At 38.3% G+C, this 14,614-nt stretch carries 11 protein-coding genes and 1 other RNA gene; all 12 read right to left on the reverse strand.

The window, feature by feature from the left end; translation table 11 throughout:
* Positions 1–41: 41 nt before the first annotated feature.
* Positions 42–656, reverse strand: a complete 615-nt coding sequence (locus tag AC5WOE_RS00105; RefSeq protein WP_496047976.1) for a DedA family protein — start codon at positions 654–656, stop codon at positions 42–44.
* 129 nt (positions 657–785) lie between these two features.
* Positions 786–1,853, reverse strand: coding sequence for a M42 family metallopeptidase (locus tag AC5WOE_RS00110; protein WP_496051607.1), 1,068 nt, complete (start codon positions 1,851–1,853; stop codon positions 786–788).
* A gap of 2 nt (positions 1,854–1,855) precedes the next feature.
* Positions 1,856–2,143 (reverse strand): hypothetical protein, encoded by a 288-nt coding sequence (locus tag AC5WOE_RS00115; protein ID WP_496047978.1) that lies wholly within the window; start codon positions 2,141–2,143, stop codon positions 1,856–1,858.
* A 132-nt stretch (positions 2,144–2,275) separates the two neighbouring features.
* An RNA gene (rnpB, locus tag AC5WOE_RS00120) (RNase P RNA component class A) lies at positions 2,276–2,692 on the reverse strand.
* A gap of 97 nt (positions 2,693–2,789) precedes the next feature.
* The gene (locus tag AC5WOE_RS00125) at positions 2,790–3,893 is read right to left on the reverse strand and encodes a Nif3-like dinuclear metal center hexameric protein (RefSeq protein WP_496047979.1); all 1,104 of its coding nucleotides are present in this window, start codon (positions 3,891–3,893) and stop codon (positions 2,790–2,792) included.
* Entirely contained in the window at positions 3,866–4,597 is a 732-nt protein-coding gene (locus AC5WOE_RS00130; protein ID WP_496051608.1) for a tRNA (adenine(22)-N(1))-methyltransferase, read from the reverse strand. Before AC5WOE_RS00130 ends, AC5WOE_RS00125 begins: the two co-directional genes overlap by 28 nt.
* Before the next feature lie 83 nt (positions 4,598–4,680).
* On the reverse strand, positions 4,681–6,093 hold the full coding sequence (locus AC5WOE_RS00135; protein WP_496047981.1) for a M1 family metallopeptidase: 1,413 nt from the start codon (positions 6,091–6,093) through the stop codon (positions 4,681–4,683).
* 223 nt (positions 6,094–6,316) lie between these two features.
* Positions 6,317–6,901 carry a GNAT family N-acetyltransferase gene (locus AC5WOE_RS00140; RefSeq protein ID WP_496047982.1) on the reverse strand — a complete coding sequence of 195 codons (585 nt, stop codon included), beginning with the start codon at positions 6,899–6,901 and terminating at the stop codon, positions 6,317–6,319.
* 363 nt (positions 6,902–7,264) lie between these two features.
* Positions 7,265–8,404 (reverse strand): acyl-CoA dehydrogenase family protein, encoded by a 1,140-nt coding sequence (locus AC5WOE_RS00145; RefSeq protein ID WP_496047983.1) that lies wholly within the window; start codon positions 8,402–8,404, stop codon positions 7,265–7,267.
* Positions 8,405–8,612: 208 nt separating this feature from the next.
* Positions 8,613–9,716: an RNA polymerase sigma factor RpoD gene (gene rpoD, locus AC5WOE_RS00150; RefSeq protein WP_496047984.1), complete on the reverse strand. Its 1,104-nt coding sequence runs from the start codon at positions 9,714–9,716 to the stop codon at positions 8,613–8,615.
* Positions 9,717–9,734: 18 nt separating this feature from the next.
* The gene (dnaG, locus tag AC5WOE_RS00155) at positions 9,735–11,552 is read right to left on the reverse strand and encodes a DNA primase (RefSeq protein ID WP_496051609.1); all 1,818 of its coding nucleotides are present in this window, start codon (positions 11,550–11,552) and stop codon (positions 9,735–9,737) included.
* A 404-nt stretch (positions 11,553–11,956) separates the two neighbouring features.
* On the reverse strand, positions 11,957–14,611 hold the full coding sequence (ppdK, locus tag AC5WOE_RS00160) for a pyruvate, phosphate dikinase (RefSeq protein WP_496047986.1): 2,655 nt from the start codon (positions 14,609–14,611) through the stop codon (positions 11,957–11,959).
* Positions 14,612–14,614: the final 3 nt, after the last annotated feature.

The raw sequence follows: 14,614 nt of genomic DNA on the forward strand, positions 1-14,614 counted from the left end.
TAGCAAGTTTGTTTTGTTTAAGGGAGATAACAAGCATTTATTTAGGATGATTTTTTATTGACGGAACGGTTTTGACTCCAAAAATAGTAACCAAATGAAATGGCAGCTAGTGGTACTATGATGTAGAGTGCCTTCGTACCAAAACGATGAATATACTCAAATAACATTTCCCAATTGGAACCGAGTACATGGCCTAAACCGATGAAAGTTGCACACCAGACAATTGCTCCTATATATGCAAATAAGGCAAATCTCGTGATAGACATACAAGAAATTCCCGCAAGATAAGCTGTTACATGACGAACTCCTGGAATAAAATAACCAACAGAAAGAAGAGCACTTCCATATTTACGAAACAACAACTGGGAAATCCGCAATCTTCTTCTCGTGATAAAAATTTTACTCCCATATTTCCGTAAGAAAGGATATCCAAACTTTCTACCTAGAATATAGCTGATTGTAATACCTGTCGCGGAGCCTAAAAGAGCGCTGAGGAAAGTATAGATAAGATGCAGCTGTCCGATGGAAGAGAGGTATCCTAAAAAAGTCATCATAATCTCATCGGGTAGAGGTAATCCAACGATACCTAGTACAAAAAAAAGAAAAACTCCTATATATCCATAGTGTTGTAGAAACTCAACCAACCATTGATCCATGGTACAACCCCGTTTAACAATGCTTTATTAGCTAAAATATACAATACCACAAATAATGCAGTTGCACAAAATAATAAAGAAAACTTGCCGACTGACAAGTTTCATTTACCATATCCTCTACCCATTATTTTAATGCAAGAAAGATATAAGCTCTCTGTATTTTTTCTCATCGATCTTTTGAATTACTTTTACCATTAATTCCACTACATTTTCAACATCTTTTTTGCTCACCATCGAAACATGGCTATGAATATAACGAGCTGCAACTCCAACTACCAAAGAAGGAACCCCACGTTGATTCATATGAAATCTTCCCGCATCTGTTCCTCCACCAAGCATGGTTTCCGATTGAATAGGGATATTATTTTCTGAAGCTGTATCCAATACTAAATCACGCAAACCAATATTAGGTACCATAGTAGCATCTAGAAAAGTAATAACCGGTCCTTCACCCATTTTAGGATGCAACAAATTTTCCTGCCCCGGTGCATCTTCGGCTATCCCTACGTCTATCGCAAAGGCGATGTCTGGGTCCACCGCATACGCTGCTGTTTGTGCCCCTCGAAGACCCACTTCTTCTTGCACAGTTGCACCTGCTATTACCGTATTGGGATGTTCCTCTACTTGTAATCTACGCAATACTTCTATTGCAACATAACAACCCATTCGGTTATCTAACGCTTTTGCTAATATCGTGTCTTGGTCTGGCAAAATTTCAAAAGGACAGGTGGGAACAACTGGATCACCAACTCGGATTCCCCATTCTTTAACTTGACTATCACTGTGTGCTCCTATATCAATATACATTTCTTTCATCGGATAAACTTTATTTCGTTCCTCTACTGTTAAGACATGAGGCGCTTTAGAACCAATAACTCCTGTAAATTTACGATTTCCAGACAAGACGATCACACGTTGGGATAAAAGAACTTGGCTCCACCAGCCACCTAAAGGTGTAAAGCGCAAATAACCGCTTTTTGTAATCTCTGAAACCATAAAACCGACTTCATCCAGATGACCTGCTAACAAAATACGAGGTTTATCTGCTATGCCTTTTTTTTCACCAAAAATACTGCCTAAACCATCTCCTACAATATGGACATCAAACTGTTGCAGTTCATCTCTTACTATATCTCGCACTTCATGTTCATACCCAGAAACACCATTTGCTTCTGTTAATCGTTGTAACAATCGCATGTTTACTCTCCTTTGAATCCGATGTATATTTCCTGTCTAAAATTATCAGATGCATCCGCAATTGCTAACTGATTTTCAAGTTGATTAATGATCTGCGTATAATATTGCGATGCTTCTGTAGTTTGACCCATTTGAATCAGATCATGATAAGCTCGGTAACTTTCTCGTAATAGTTTGAACTGCCTACAAAACTCTTCCTTCGTCATCATACCAGGCCTTTCATCACCTTCTTCATCATAATATGTCTTATAACGATTCAGATAAGCTTCGTATGTAGAAAATGCCTCCATATAAGTACCTACCTTTTTTATATAGGATAAGCATTTCTATACCATTTATACGAATAAAAAAGACTAGTCCGAAGAACTAGTCTCTGCTTTGTATTTTCATATTAAAAAGACGCCCAGCGTCTAAAACAAGCAAGTAGGAAGCAACCAATAAGCCGAGTTCTGTTCTCCAAGTGGTAATCGATAGCTTGTCATATCTCCCACAAAATGGAGCAGCAATCATCTGTCTAGGCCAAGTATTGCTACTTAACTCCAGCGACCTACCCTGAATCACTGCGGGCAACAGCTGTATCCAAAGATACGGATTCTCTATCAGGTCTTGCACCAGGTGGGGTTTACCTAGCCAGCATGTTCCCATGCTGCTGGTGCGCTCTTACCGCACCGTTGCATCCTTGCCTGTGAGGTTTCCCTCCATCGGCGGTCTTCATTTCTGTGGCACTAGCCTTAGGGTTGCCCCCACCGGCCGTTAGCCGGCACCCTGCCCTATGGAGCTCGGACTTTCCTCCCGTGGCACCTTTCGGTTATCCACCGGCGATTGCTTTGTTTACTTCCATGAAATAAGATAATAACAGAAGTACTAAACTTAATCAATAGCAAAATATAACTTTGAAACAGATTTTATTCATTGCCTGTTTGATGGGAAACAAGTTTATAGTACTCGAAATGGATTTTGATCGACTTCAGAAGGAAAAACTTTTGCATCTCCTTCTAAGAGGTTTTTCAATTGACGACAAACATGCGGGACAACTCGCTGTTCTGTGGCATGCCCTATATCAACGAGAGAAATATTTTCTTCTAGTGCAAGTTTCGCAGTATGATAATCGATATCTCCTGTAAGGTAAACATCAGCCCCGTGTCTCTTTGCCTCCATTACATAACGGCTTCCAGCTCCACCAAGAAGAGCTATTCTTTTTACTTTTTCATTTCCGTTTCCAACAACATGAACATGATCCAATCGATACGCTTTTTTCAGATGCAGGACAAAATCTTCCAATGTCATTTCTCCCAAGAGGTTCCCAACTTTACCCATTCCATATGAAACACTTTGAGAAAGAGGATAAATATCATAGGCTACCTCTTCATAAGGATGAGCAGCAAATACTGCTTGAAGCACCCGATCTTCCAGCGATTTTGGCATTATGGTTTCCAATCGGTATTCGTCTACTTTGGATAACTCTCCTTGAATACCCGTGAAAGGAATGCTGTCTTTACCTGGTAAAAATGTTCCTGTTCCTTTTCCTGCAAATGTCCAATGACTATATCCTCCTATAGCTCCTGCTCCATTATTACCAATTGCAGTTCTCACTGTTTCCAGATGGCTGGAAGGTACAAAAACAACAAATTTTAATAATGGATCACTACCATGGATGAGAAATGTCTTCTTTTCCAGCAAACCTATCTCATCTGCTAATACATCATTTACGCCATCTTTTACCGTGTCTAGGTTGGTATGGGCTACATATACTTGAATCTGGTTTGTAATTAATTTTTCAATTAATTTTCCCCTCGGCTGATCCGTACGAACAGAATCAAGCGGCTGAAAAATAAGAGCGTGGTGCGTAAAAATCCAGTTGGCTCCTAAAGCAACTGCCTCATTGACAACTGCATCCGTTATTTCCAGTGTTACTAAAATACCAGTAACTTTACGCTCTAAATTTCCCAATTGGAATCCGATCCGATCTTTTTCTAATGCAAGATTAGGAGGTACCATCTGCTGAAAAACTTCTATAAGTTGATGTCCATCGATAGCCATTGTATCACCTGCTCTTTATCTTTAATTTCAGAATCGATCTCCTCCATTTTTTCTTTTACATCTTCTGACTTGGCATTATTGAGCTGCTTGCGAACTTCCAACTTTCTTTGCAATTCGAATTTTAATTTCGGAATCAGAAGGGTATGCTTTTTTCTCCATAATAGTGGTCCTATCTGAAAAAACCGCTCTTTTTGAAGTGGAAGCTGATGATATGCAGAAACAGATTCATTTTGTTCTGCAACTATAATCTCATAATAGATCCCATCTTCTACTACGATTTCTTCATCTACCAAATACCAATTATTTTGATCCAACCATTTTCGAATACGATTTTCACCAATATTGGGTTGAAGAATTAACCTGCTTACTCCATCTAACTTTTTTCGTCCTTTTTCTAGAATGCTGGTAATGAGAGAGCCACCCATACCAGCAATTACGATAACATCTACTTCTTCATGAATGACATCAAGGCCATCTCCTAACCTTACATCGATGACTTCTTGAAATCCATTTCTATGTACAAAATCAGTAGCATTTTTCCATGGCCCTAGGTTTAGTTCACCCGCTACCCCTCTGGCAATTTTATTGTGCTGTGCTAAAAAAACCAATAGTTTACCATGGTCCGCACCTATATCAGCAACTGTAGTATCAATAGGAACAAACTTAGCTACTTCCTTTAATCTTTTTGACAATTTTTCCTTCACATTTCCACCTGCCCTATTTCACCTCACTCTATTATATCTTACCCCAAAGAAAAAACGAGCAACATAAGTGCTCGTTTTCATGCTCATCCTTTGAAATACAACCATTTCTCAAAAAAAGGAGTTAAATTTTTCCCTGATACTTGATTTGCAATACGCAAAAAATCTGAGGTGGTTGCGATTTTAAACTGATATTGATGATAGTACGTATTTAAGATTTTCATGACTTTCTCTTCTCCTATTTCATCCATTAAAGCAAACATCATCGCTGCTGGACGTAAATAGACCATAATTCCATAGAGTTCGTCAGGATAATCGTACAAACGCTGAGCTGACGTAATTCCTGCTGATCGATGTATTTCATCTGATTTGATAGCAACTCTTTTTAACCAAGGTGCATCATCTTGCTTCATACGCTTTTGCATATAGAGAAACTCAGAAAAGGTAGTTAAACCTTCATCCAACCAAGGCTCCTTGGCTTGATTATTACCTACTACTCCATACCACCACTGGTGAGCTAATTCGTGGACTACTACATTTACTGCAGGGGAAATCCCATTTGATGTCGGAACTTTAGGAAGTGAAGTTACAAGACCTGGGTATTCCATTCCTGCAATGCCATATCCAGTTTCACCTAAGACTACATCTACTTCTTGGTATGGGTAATGGCCAAAACGATTTCCATAAAATTGCAATCCATCTACTGCAGCTTTCAATAGCGGCTCACTAACGTCTTTTGTAGTATTGGTATACCATAAATTCACTTTTGTGTTTCCCGATTTCTTGCTTATTACGTGATAGTCTTTGGTCAAAACCGCAACAAAATCTCTTACATTATACTGTTGTAAATGCACATTTTCCTTGGTTTGATGAATATCTTTCGCGGTTGAAATAACTTGATAACCTTTGGGCACATGGAATGTCACATCAAAATCAGACATCGTGCTATAAAACGGATCACCTGTTGTTGTATAAGGTTCTGTATGCCATCCATCTTTATCTTTAACAGCAAGCATTGGATACCATTGTGCCAGAAAAGCAGTATTTTTATATTTGTTTAATCGTGTACCTCCATGAGGTAAATAAAGCTCATAATCTAATTCTATTTTGGCACTTCTTCCTTTTTGTAATGGCTTAGGAAGTCTTACTTTCATTACCGTGTCGTTAATGTTAACACTCTGTTTTACACCATTCACTTTTACATGAGAAATGGCAATATGGCCTTCTTTTAATGGTTTGGCTTCTTTACCATATTTCCAATGCTGAAAAACATTTGGATACAAACGAAAATATACTTCGTTTTGAATTTCATTTCGAATTTCAGGCAATGTCACAGACATATGTCCTTTTACGATATCTTTTTTTTCTAAATAAGTAGCATCAATTTGATAGGTAGGCCTATTTGTCTTTGATTCTGTTGCAAACATTTGGTTTATATTACATAAAAAAGAAAGTACTATTGTTCCTAAAAGCACAGTAGCTAATAATTTACGTTTCATTTTTCCACTCCTCCACTGGTACCTAAAAATTAGGATTACCAAATAGAAGAAAAACATGTAGAAAACGAAACGCTTTTCCTGCGTATTTCTTATCTATTAATAATTATGTTATGAAATGACTTGATTTCAGCTACCTATTTATACAATTTTTTAATAATCTTATAATTAAAATAATTCCAAACAAAAAACAACATTCCTATACTGATATCTAGCTTTATTTTTATTATTTTTCACTCAGTTCTTTAAAATCAGTATCTGTTAACGCATAAACACATACATTTTCCAGCTGACCATCTACACCTAACTGATAATTTCGTAATATACCTTCCAATTGAAAGCCCAAACGTTCTGCAACTTTTCTACTTCTTACGTTTCTTTCATCACAGTTGATCTCGATTCGATTGGCATTTAAAATCTGAAAAGCAAAAACAGAAATCCCCCGAACAGATTCTGTAATATATCCTTTTCCAGTTAAGGATGTTCGACACCAATATCCAATTTCGAATTTTCGGGCAGACCAATCCATACGATGTAATCCACTGCTACCAATAAATTTTTTGGTATCTTTTTCAAATAGGTGAAAGCGTAAATCGGTCCGTTCTAAAAATTGGGCATGGGCTTTTCGAACATTCGCCTCTGTTTCCTCTTTTGATGGACAGGATTGTGCCCATGGCATCCACTCTTTCAACTCTGCCATCGATTCCATCATTGCTTCATGAACGACTTCTCCATCACCTGGTAGCGGCATTCGAATAAATAATCGCTCTGTCTCAAATGAATGGGGAAAATTTTCCAATATAGGTAACATCTCGATAACTTCTCTCCCTCATATGTGATTCTACATACACAAGGAGAAATTGTCAATGAACCACTTTCCCCTACAGAAATAGAAGTTTCTTACTAATGAGCGTGTTACTTATCCGTTTAAAATAGAGTATTTTTACAATCTTGAAAAAATTAATTTATGATGATTTGATCAATCCTTACTGCAATACCATATACTAGAATTCCCAGTTCTTAACTGCAACTGGGAAGATTTTTGTTTTATGTATCGTCATAATGAGATAGCGATAAAGCTCATGCTGCTTGGAAAAGTGAGAAAATGCTACCGTTCATATTCTTAAGGAAAGGCCACAACTTTTCATAAGTTGTGGCTTGAATAGAAAAAAACTTAACATCCTATTTCCCGGGCAATTATATTTCGTTGTATTTCAGAAGTACCCTCACCGATCTCTGTTAACTTGGCATCCCGAAAAAACCGTTCCACTTTGAAGTCATGAATGTATCCCCAACCACCATGAATCTGAATAGCTTGGTTGCAAACTCGCATTGCAACTTCTGAAGCAAATAATTTACAAATAGAAGCCTCTTTTGTAAATTTCCTGCCCTGGTCTTTCAGCCAAGCTGCCTTATAAACATAATTTCTAGCTATTTCGATTTCCATTGCCATATCAGCAAGTTTATGTTGAATTGCTTGTATTTTAGAAAGCGAATGTCCAAATTGCATCCGCTGTCCAGCATATTTTTTTGCTAATTCAAAAGCACCTTGGGCAATACCTACAGCCATCGCACCAATACCAATTCTCCCACCATCTAAAGTGACCAAAAATTGACGAAATCCATTTCCCACTTCACCTAACACATTTTCTAGCGGTATGTGAACCTTGTCTAGAAATATTTCTGTTGTATTTGAGCTTTTTAATCCTAATTTATGATAATTATCATTTATAGTGACTCCATTCAAATGTGTTGGAACAATAAAAGCAGTTATTTCACGCTTATCCTTTGTTAAGTTTGTTCTGGCAGTTAAACTTAAAAATTTGGCATATGATGCATTTGTAATAAAGCATTTGGAACCTTGTATTAACCATCCATCAGCTAATTTATCAGCTGATGTCTGTGTTCCAGCTGCATCAGAACCTGCATTAGGTTCCGTTAAACCAAAGGAACCTAATGTTTCCCCTTTACAAAGTGGTATCAAATATTTCTTTTTTTGTTCTTCAGAACCAAATAAGTAGATGGGAGCACATCCAAGTGAAATATGAGCAGAGTAGGTTATTCCCGTAGAGGCACAAACCCGACTTAATTCTTCGACTGCAATTGCAAAGGAAATAGTATCAGCCCCACCACCGCCATAATCTTCTGGGAAGTTAAGACCCATTAATGATAAATCAGCCATTTTCCTAAAGATACTGCTTGGAAACTCACCAGTTATATCTCGTTCATCTGCGTTTGGAGCTACTTCTTCTTCTGCAAATTCACGCATCAACTTTTGAATCATGGATTGCTCTTTCGTAAGATCAAAGTTCATTCTTTGTCCCCCTACAACCCTTATTGACAGCGCTTACAACCTTATTATAGGCGAGAAGGTTTGTTTTCTTCAATTTTTTTGTTTATTCAGATGATAAAGGCTTATTTCGCCACTTCGCTAATTTGCATTGGACTTAGAATAGAGTTAGAATGAGAGCACAAAAAACTCACCAATCTGGGAGTAGATTGGTGAGTAATCGTGTTGTGTTTTATTCCAAAAAGTCTTTTAACCTTTTGCTTCGGCTTGGATGACGAAGTTTGCGGAGTGCTTTTGCTTCAATTTGACGAATTCGTTCACGTGTTACTCCAAATACTTTTCCTACTTCTTCTAAGGTACGAGTTCTACCATCATCTAATCCAAAACGCAATCGCAAAACATTTTCTTCTCTTTCCGATAATGTATCTAATACATCTTTAAGCTGTTCTTTTAAGAGTTCATATGCAGCAGCCTCAGCTGGAGCTGTTGCATCATCATCTGGAATAAAGTCACCGAGATGAGAATCATCTTCTTCACCGATTGGAGTTTCCAAAGATACAGGTTCTTGAGCTATTTTCATGATCTCACGAACTTTTTCTGGAGTTAACCCCATCTCTTTTGCGATTTCTTCTGGCATGGGCTCTCTGCCTAATTCTTGAAGCAATTGACGAGATACACGGATTAATTTATTAATGGTCTCCACCATATGAACAGGAATACGTATAGTTCTTGCTTGATCAGCAATTGCACGCGTAATTGCTTGTCGAATCCACCAAGTTGCATACGTACTAAATTTAAATCCCTTACGGTAGTCAAATTTTTCTACCGCTTTGATAAGACCCATATTACCTTCTTGGATTAGATCGAGAAATAACATTCCACGTCCTACATATCTTTTTGCAATACTCACTACTAAGCGCAAATTAGCTTCTGCTAATCTTCTTTTTGCCTCTTCATCGCCTTCTTCAATGCGAGTTGCAAGATCGACTTCTTCTTCTGCTGATAAAAGCGGAACTCGTCCAATCTCTTTCAAATACATCCGTACTGGATCATTAATTTTAACGCCAGGTGGAACACTCAAATCATTTTGTAGGAAGTTATCATTTTCCGTATCATCATTATGGTTAAATTCGTCTTCTCCATCATTAATAACTTCAATACCTTGTTCCGTTAACACCTCAAAGAAGTCATCTATTTGTTGAGAGTCTTGTTCGAATGATGCCAATTTTTCCATAATCGATTTATAAGTTAGAACACCCTGTTTTTTCCCGGACTCTATTAACTGTTCTTTGGCTTGATCCAATGTAATTTCATCGACATGCGATTCGTTTGCCAATCTAACTCCTCCTTCCTCCTACTGCTTAAACATTTTCTGTTTTTTCCTAAGTTGTTCTATCACTTGTAATCCCAACTCTGCTGCTTTTAATGGCTCTCCTGCGTTTTCCACTTGTCTTACTTGCTTTCCTTGCTGCTTTATCGCTTCAACTAAATCAGATTTGCGTATTCTATCTATTAAGTTCCCTATCATTTCCTTACTCACTTCTGATGGTATTTCTAACATTCCAAGCGAAGTAATCTTTTTTACTAGAACTGAGTCTTGAAGCGATTGGATAACGGGGACAAAACCAGCTTGATTTCCTTTTGAATAATAAGCACATAAATAAGGAATGAAAGACCCATAGTCCCCTTTAAAATGATAATCCTTCAACTCATCTTCCACCCAGCCAGCTACTTGCTTATTTTGTATCATATGTGCTACTAAATATTTTTCTGCCGTTTCTACTGGCGACATTCCAAGCGTATGTTTGCTCACCGTTTGATTACCATTATTCCACTTGACTTTTTCTTTATCCCTCTGTATGCTCTTCTTTTTGGGAAATTTTTGTTTGCTCAGTTCTTCTTTCACTGCTTCGAATGATAAATGAAACTCTTCAGATAGGTGTCTGGCATATAAATCTTGCTCAGTAGCGGTTGGCAATGCTGCGATAAAACGTATCGCAGCAGCAATATAACTAAGACGATCATCATCATCTGTCAACTTGTAACTTCGTTTCATGCGATCCAACATAAACTGAGCAATCGGTTTTGCACCACCGAGGACTTCTTCTCGAAATGCAGTGGCCCCTTTTTCTCGTAAAAAATCATCGGGGTCCAGACCTACCGGCATCTGAGCTACCCTTGCTTTTAATCCTTGTTCCTTCATCATTTCCAGTGAACGCTCAGTTGCAGATTGCCCTGCTTCATCGGAATCAAAACAAAGTGTTACTTTGTTCGTATTTCGACCAATAAGGCGGGCCTGTGTGTCTGTTAGAGCAGTTCCAAGTGGAGCTATCCCATGAGAAATCCCAGCTTGCCAAAGTGAGATGACATCCATAAAACCCTCCATCAGTATAGCTTGTCCATCCTTGCGGATATGTTTCCGGGCACGAGAAAGATTGAACAGATGATTCCGTTTTTGAAAAAGGCGTGTCTCCGGAGAATTTAAGTATTTTGGACCATTATCCGCAAGTGCTCTACCACCAAATCCCACTACTCTTCCTTGGGGATCAGTGATTGGAAAGAGAATACGGTGACGAAATCGATCATAAGCAGATCGAGTTTTATCATCTGGAACAACGACAAGACCAGCTTCTACCAATAAATCAATGGATACTCCTCGCTTCTGAAAAAAGGGTATCAAACATTCGGTAGACGGTGCATAACCAATTTCAAATGTTTTCATGGTCTCCAAACTTATTTTTCGGTTCGCTAGATATTCTCTAGCTTCCCTTCCATAGGGGGTATGCAATAATAAGTGGTGATAAAGTTTTGTTGCTGTGGAAAGTACAAAACGCAATCGACTAATAACTTGATCTTCATCCGAAACAGTGTATGCTTTGTCTGGTATTGCAATATCTTTTTCTTTTGCTAAGTGAATGACAGCTTCTTGAAAAGTGTACTGCTCGACATCCATGAGAAATTGGATGACATCTCCGCCAGCACCACAACCAAAACAATGATAAATTTGCTTATGTGCTGCAACAGTAAAAGAAGGAGTTCTTTCGGAGTGAAAAGGACAAAGACCAAAGTAATTGCGACCGCCACGCTTTAAACTCACATACTGACTTACTACATCCAAGATGTCTACTTCCTTGCGGATACGCTCTAAGACCTCTGAAGATATTTTTCCCATCGACATCACTGCCCCTACCTGTTACCATTGTCGAAGATGAATTAGCACTTGGAATAGTTCGCCGCAAAAAAAGAATCTCCTGCAAAATTACTAGAAATTTATTTGGTAATGTTTACATGTACGAAAGATTTATGTATCTCCTCTTTTTTTGCAGTGAATCGAGATGTAATGCAAAAAGATTCCTAAAAAATGGATTTTACTTGAAGTAATCTTATATGCTCTATTCTACAAAACTGTATAGAGTCCTTCTAATTGAATAATTTCCCGTATTTAGGACATACAATCATTAATATACCCTAAAAATACAAATTATAAAATAGATTTTATTACAAAATTAGATTAGTAAGATTTACCTATCGCATACAAAATCCACAAAAAAACCCGGTAACACCGGGTCTAATTCTTTAATTTTTTTTGACAGAGCTGTTTAATTGTGCTTGTGCTGCCGACAACCTTGCAATTGGAACTCGAAATGGTGAACAACTGACATAATCTAAACCTGTGTCGTGGAAAAATTGGATGGAACTTTTCTCTCCTCCATGCTCTCCACATACTCCTGTTTTCAGCCCTTCTTTCTTCTTTCTCCCTGCTACAGTTGCCGTTTTGATCAAGGAACCAACACCAGCCTGATCCAACACAATAAATGGATTTTCTGGCAGCACCTTTTGGTCTACATAAGTGTGCAAAAACTTGCCCTCAGCATCATCACGACTAAATCCAAAGGTAGTCTGTGTCAAATCATTTGTTCCAAACGAGAAAAAGTCAGCTTGTTCTGCTATTTCTTCCGCAGTTAGCGCTGCTCGAGGAATTTCAATCATCGTACCAATGGTGTAATCAAAAGAAACTCCGGTTTCTTCTTGAATATTTTCTCCAACTGCGATAACCATTCTTCGCAAAGCTTTTAATTCTTGCACATGCCCTACTAAAGGAATCATTACCTCTGGAATTACAGTAATTCCGGTTTGTTTTGATTCTACAACAGCCAAAAAGAGTGCTTCTACTTGCATCTGATAAATCTCTGGATTTGTCATGCCAAGCCGACAGCCTCGATGTCCTAACATAGGATTGAACTCATGCAGTGCGCGAACCTTCCTTAGCAAAGCTTCTTTTGCTACATACTCTTTCGGATTTGTCTTCTCGTACTGCATTTTCGTCAGCTCTACTACTAACTCCTCCATATTTGGTAAGAACTCATGTAAAGGAGGATCTAAAAGACGAACATTTACTGGTAATCCATCCATCGCCGCAAAAATTCCTTTGAAATCTTCTTTCTGCATCGGCAGTAATTTGGATAAGGCACTTTGTTGTTCTTCTTCATTGTCTGCTAAAATCATTTGTTGGACGATCGGGACTCGATCAGGCTCCATAAACATATGTTCTGTCCGGCAAAGTCCAATGCCTTCAGCTCCAAATTCTCTAGCTTTTTTCGCATCTACTGGATTATCAGCATTTGCTCGAACTCTCAAACGACGAACTTCGTCTGCCCAAAGCAAAAGTTGTTCAAATTCAGTGGAAAGATTAGGATCAATCAGAGGTACTGTTCCTTGAATTACTTGACCAGTACTTCCATCAATCGTAATATGATCCCCTTTTGCAATCGTGAGATTCCCTATTACAACCAATTCATTTCGCAAATCTATTTTTAATTGCTCACAGCCACAGATACAGGCTTTGCCCATTCCACGAGCAACTACAGCAGCATGACTAGTCATTCCCCCGCGACTAGTTAATATCCCTTGAGCTGCAAGGATACCATGGATATCCTCAGGAGTAGTTTCAGGACGTACGAGAATTACTTTATGTCCTTTTTCTGTCATTTTCTCTGCTTCATCTGCATCAAATACTACACTGCCAGATGCAGCCCCAGGAGATGCTGGTAAACCTTTGGCTATGACTTGTAAAGTGACATTTGGATCGATACGAGGATGCAACATTTGATCCATTTGATCTGGATCGATGCGGAGCAGCGCTTCTTCTTTGCTAATTTTCTCCTCACTTACAAGATCAACAGCAATTTTGACAGCTGCTTGTGCTGTTCTTTTACCAGACCGTGTTTGCAAAATATATAGATTTCCTCGTTCCACTGTAAACTCAATATCTTGCATATCTCCATAATGTCCTTCTAATAGGCTAGATAATTCTACAAACTTTTTATAAATAGATGGCATCTGTTCTTTTAAATCAGCAATTGGCTTTGGAGTTCTTACTCCTGCAACCACATCTTCCCCTTGAGCATTGATTAAAAACTCTCCATACAATTCCTTTTCTCCAGTTGATGGATTGCGCGTAAAGGCAACTCCAGTTCCTGAATCATCGCCTAAATTACCAAAAACCATCAACTGCACATTTACCGCAGTACCTAAATCATCAGGAATTTTATTGATCTTGCGATACACTTTTGCTCTTGCGTTGTTCCAAGAACGAAACACAGCTTTTATCGCTTGAGATAACTGAACTTTTGGGTCCTGAGGAAAAGGTGAATTCGTCTTGGTTTGAACGATCTTTAAGTAACGTCCAATCACTTCTTGCCAATCTTCGGCAGAAAGAGCTGTATCTTCCGAAACACCTCTTTTTTCTTTTAGCTCATCAATGACATCTTCAAAAAAGTAGTGATCAATTCCTAACACTACATTAGAAAACATTTGGATAAAACGACGATAAGAATCATAGGCAAACCTTGGATTTTTGGTCAAATTCGCTAAGCCTGCTACTGTTTGATCATTAAGACCTAAATTTAAAATCGTATCCATCATTCCCGGCATAGAAAAAACGGAACCCGACCGAACCGAAACCAAGAGTGGATTTATGTCGTTGCCAAATTGTTTCTGAGTCTGTTGCTCTAGCTGATCTAATGCAGTGTATACTTGTTCCATTAACACATTGGATAAAAGTTCACCTTCACGATAATAATCGAGACAAGCTTCCGTCGTAATCGTAAAACCTGCCGGAACGGGCAAACCTGCATTTGTCATTTCCGCTAGATTTGCACCTTTCCCGCCAAGGAGATACTTCTGATCTTTGGAACCTTCTGGAAATAAGTACACTTTTTTTGTTGTCATGGA

It is taken from the genome of Shimazuella sp. NTD248 (genome assembly GCF_059510395.1).

Coding starts and splice junctions, on each gene's coding strand:
- AC5WOE_RS00145 (WP_496047983.1), bottom strand. CDS start 8,404: ATGAACTTTGATCTTACGAAAGAGCAATCCATGATTCAAAAGTTGATG.
- AC5WOE_RS00135 (WP_496047981.1), bottom strand. CDS start 6,093: ATGAAACGTAAATTATTAGCTACTGTGCTTTTAGGAACAATAGTACTT.
- AC5WOE_RS00110 (WP_496051607.1), bottom strand. CDS start 1,853: ATGCGATTGTTACAACGATTAACAGAAGCAAATGGTGTTTCTGGGTAT.
- ppdK (WP_496047986.1), bottom strand. CDS start 14,611: ATGACAACAAAAAAAGTGTACTTATTTCCAGAAGGTTCCAAAGATCAG.
- AC5WOE_RS00125 (WP_496047979.1), bottom strand. CDS start 3,893: ATGGCTATCGATGGACATCAACTTATAGAAGTTTTTCAGCAGATGGTA.
- dnaG (WP_496051609.1), bottom strand. CDS start 11,552: ATGGGAAAAATATCTTCAGAGGTCTTAGAGCGTATCCGCAAGGAAGTA.
- AC5WOE_RS00140 (WP_496047982.1), bottom strand. CDS start 6,901: ATGTTACCTATATTGGAAAATTTTCCCCATTCATTTGAGACAGAGCGA.
- AC5WOE_RS00105 (WP_496047976.1), bottom strand. CDS start 656: ATGGATCAATGGTTGGTTGAGTTTCTACAACACTATGGATATATAGGA.
- AC5WOE_RS00115 (WP_496047978.1), bottom strand. CDS start 2,143: ATGGAGGCATTTTCTACATACGAAGCTTATCTGAATCGTTATAAGACA.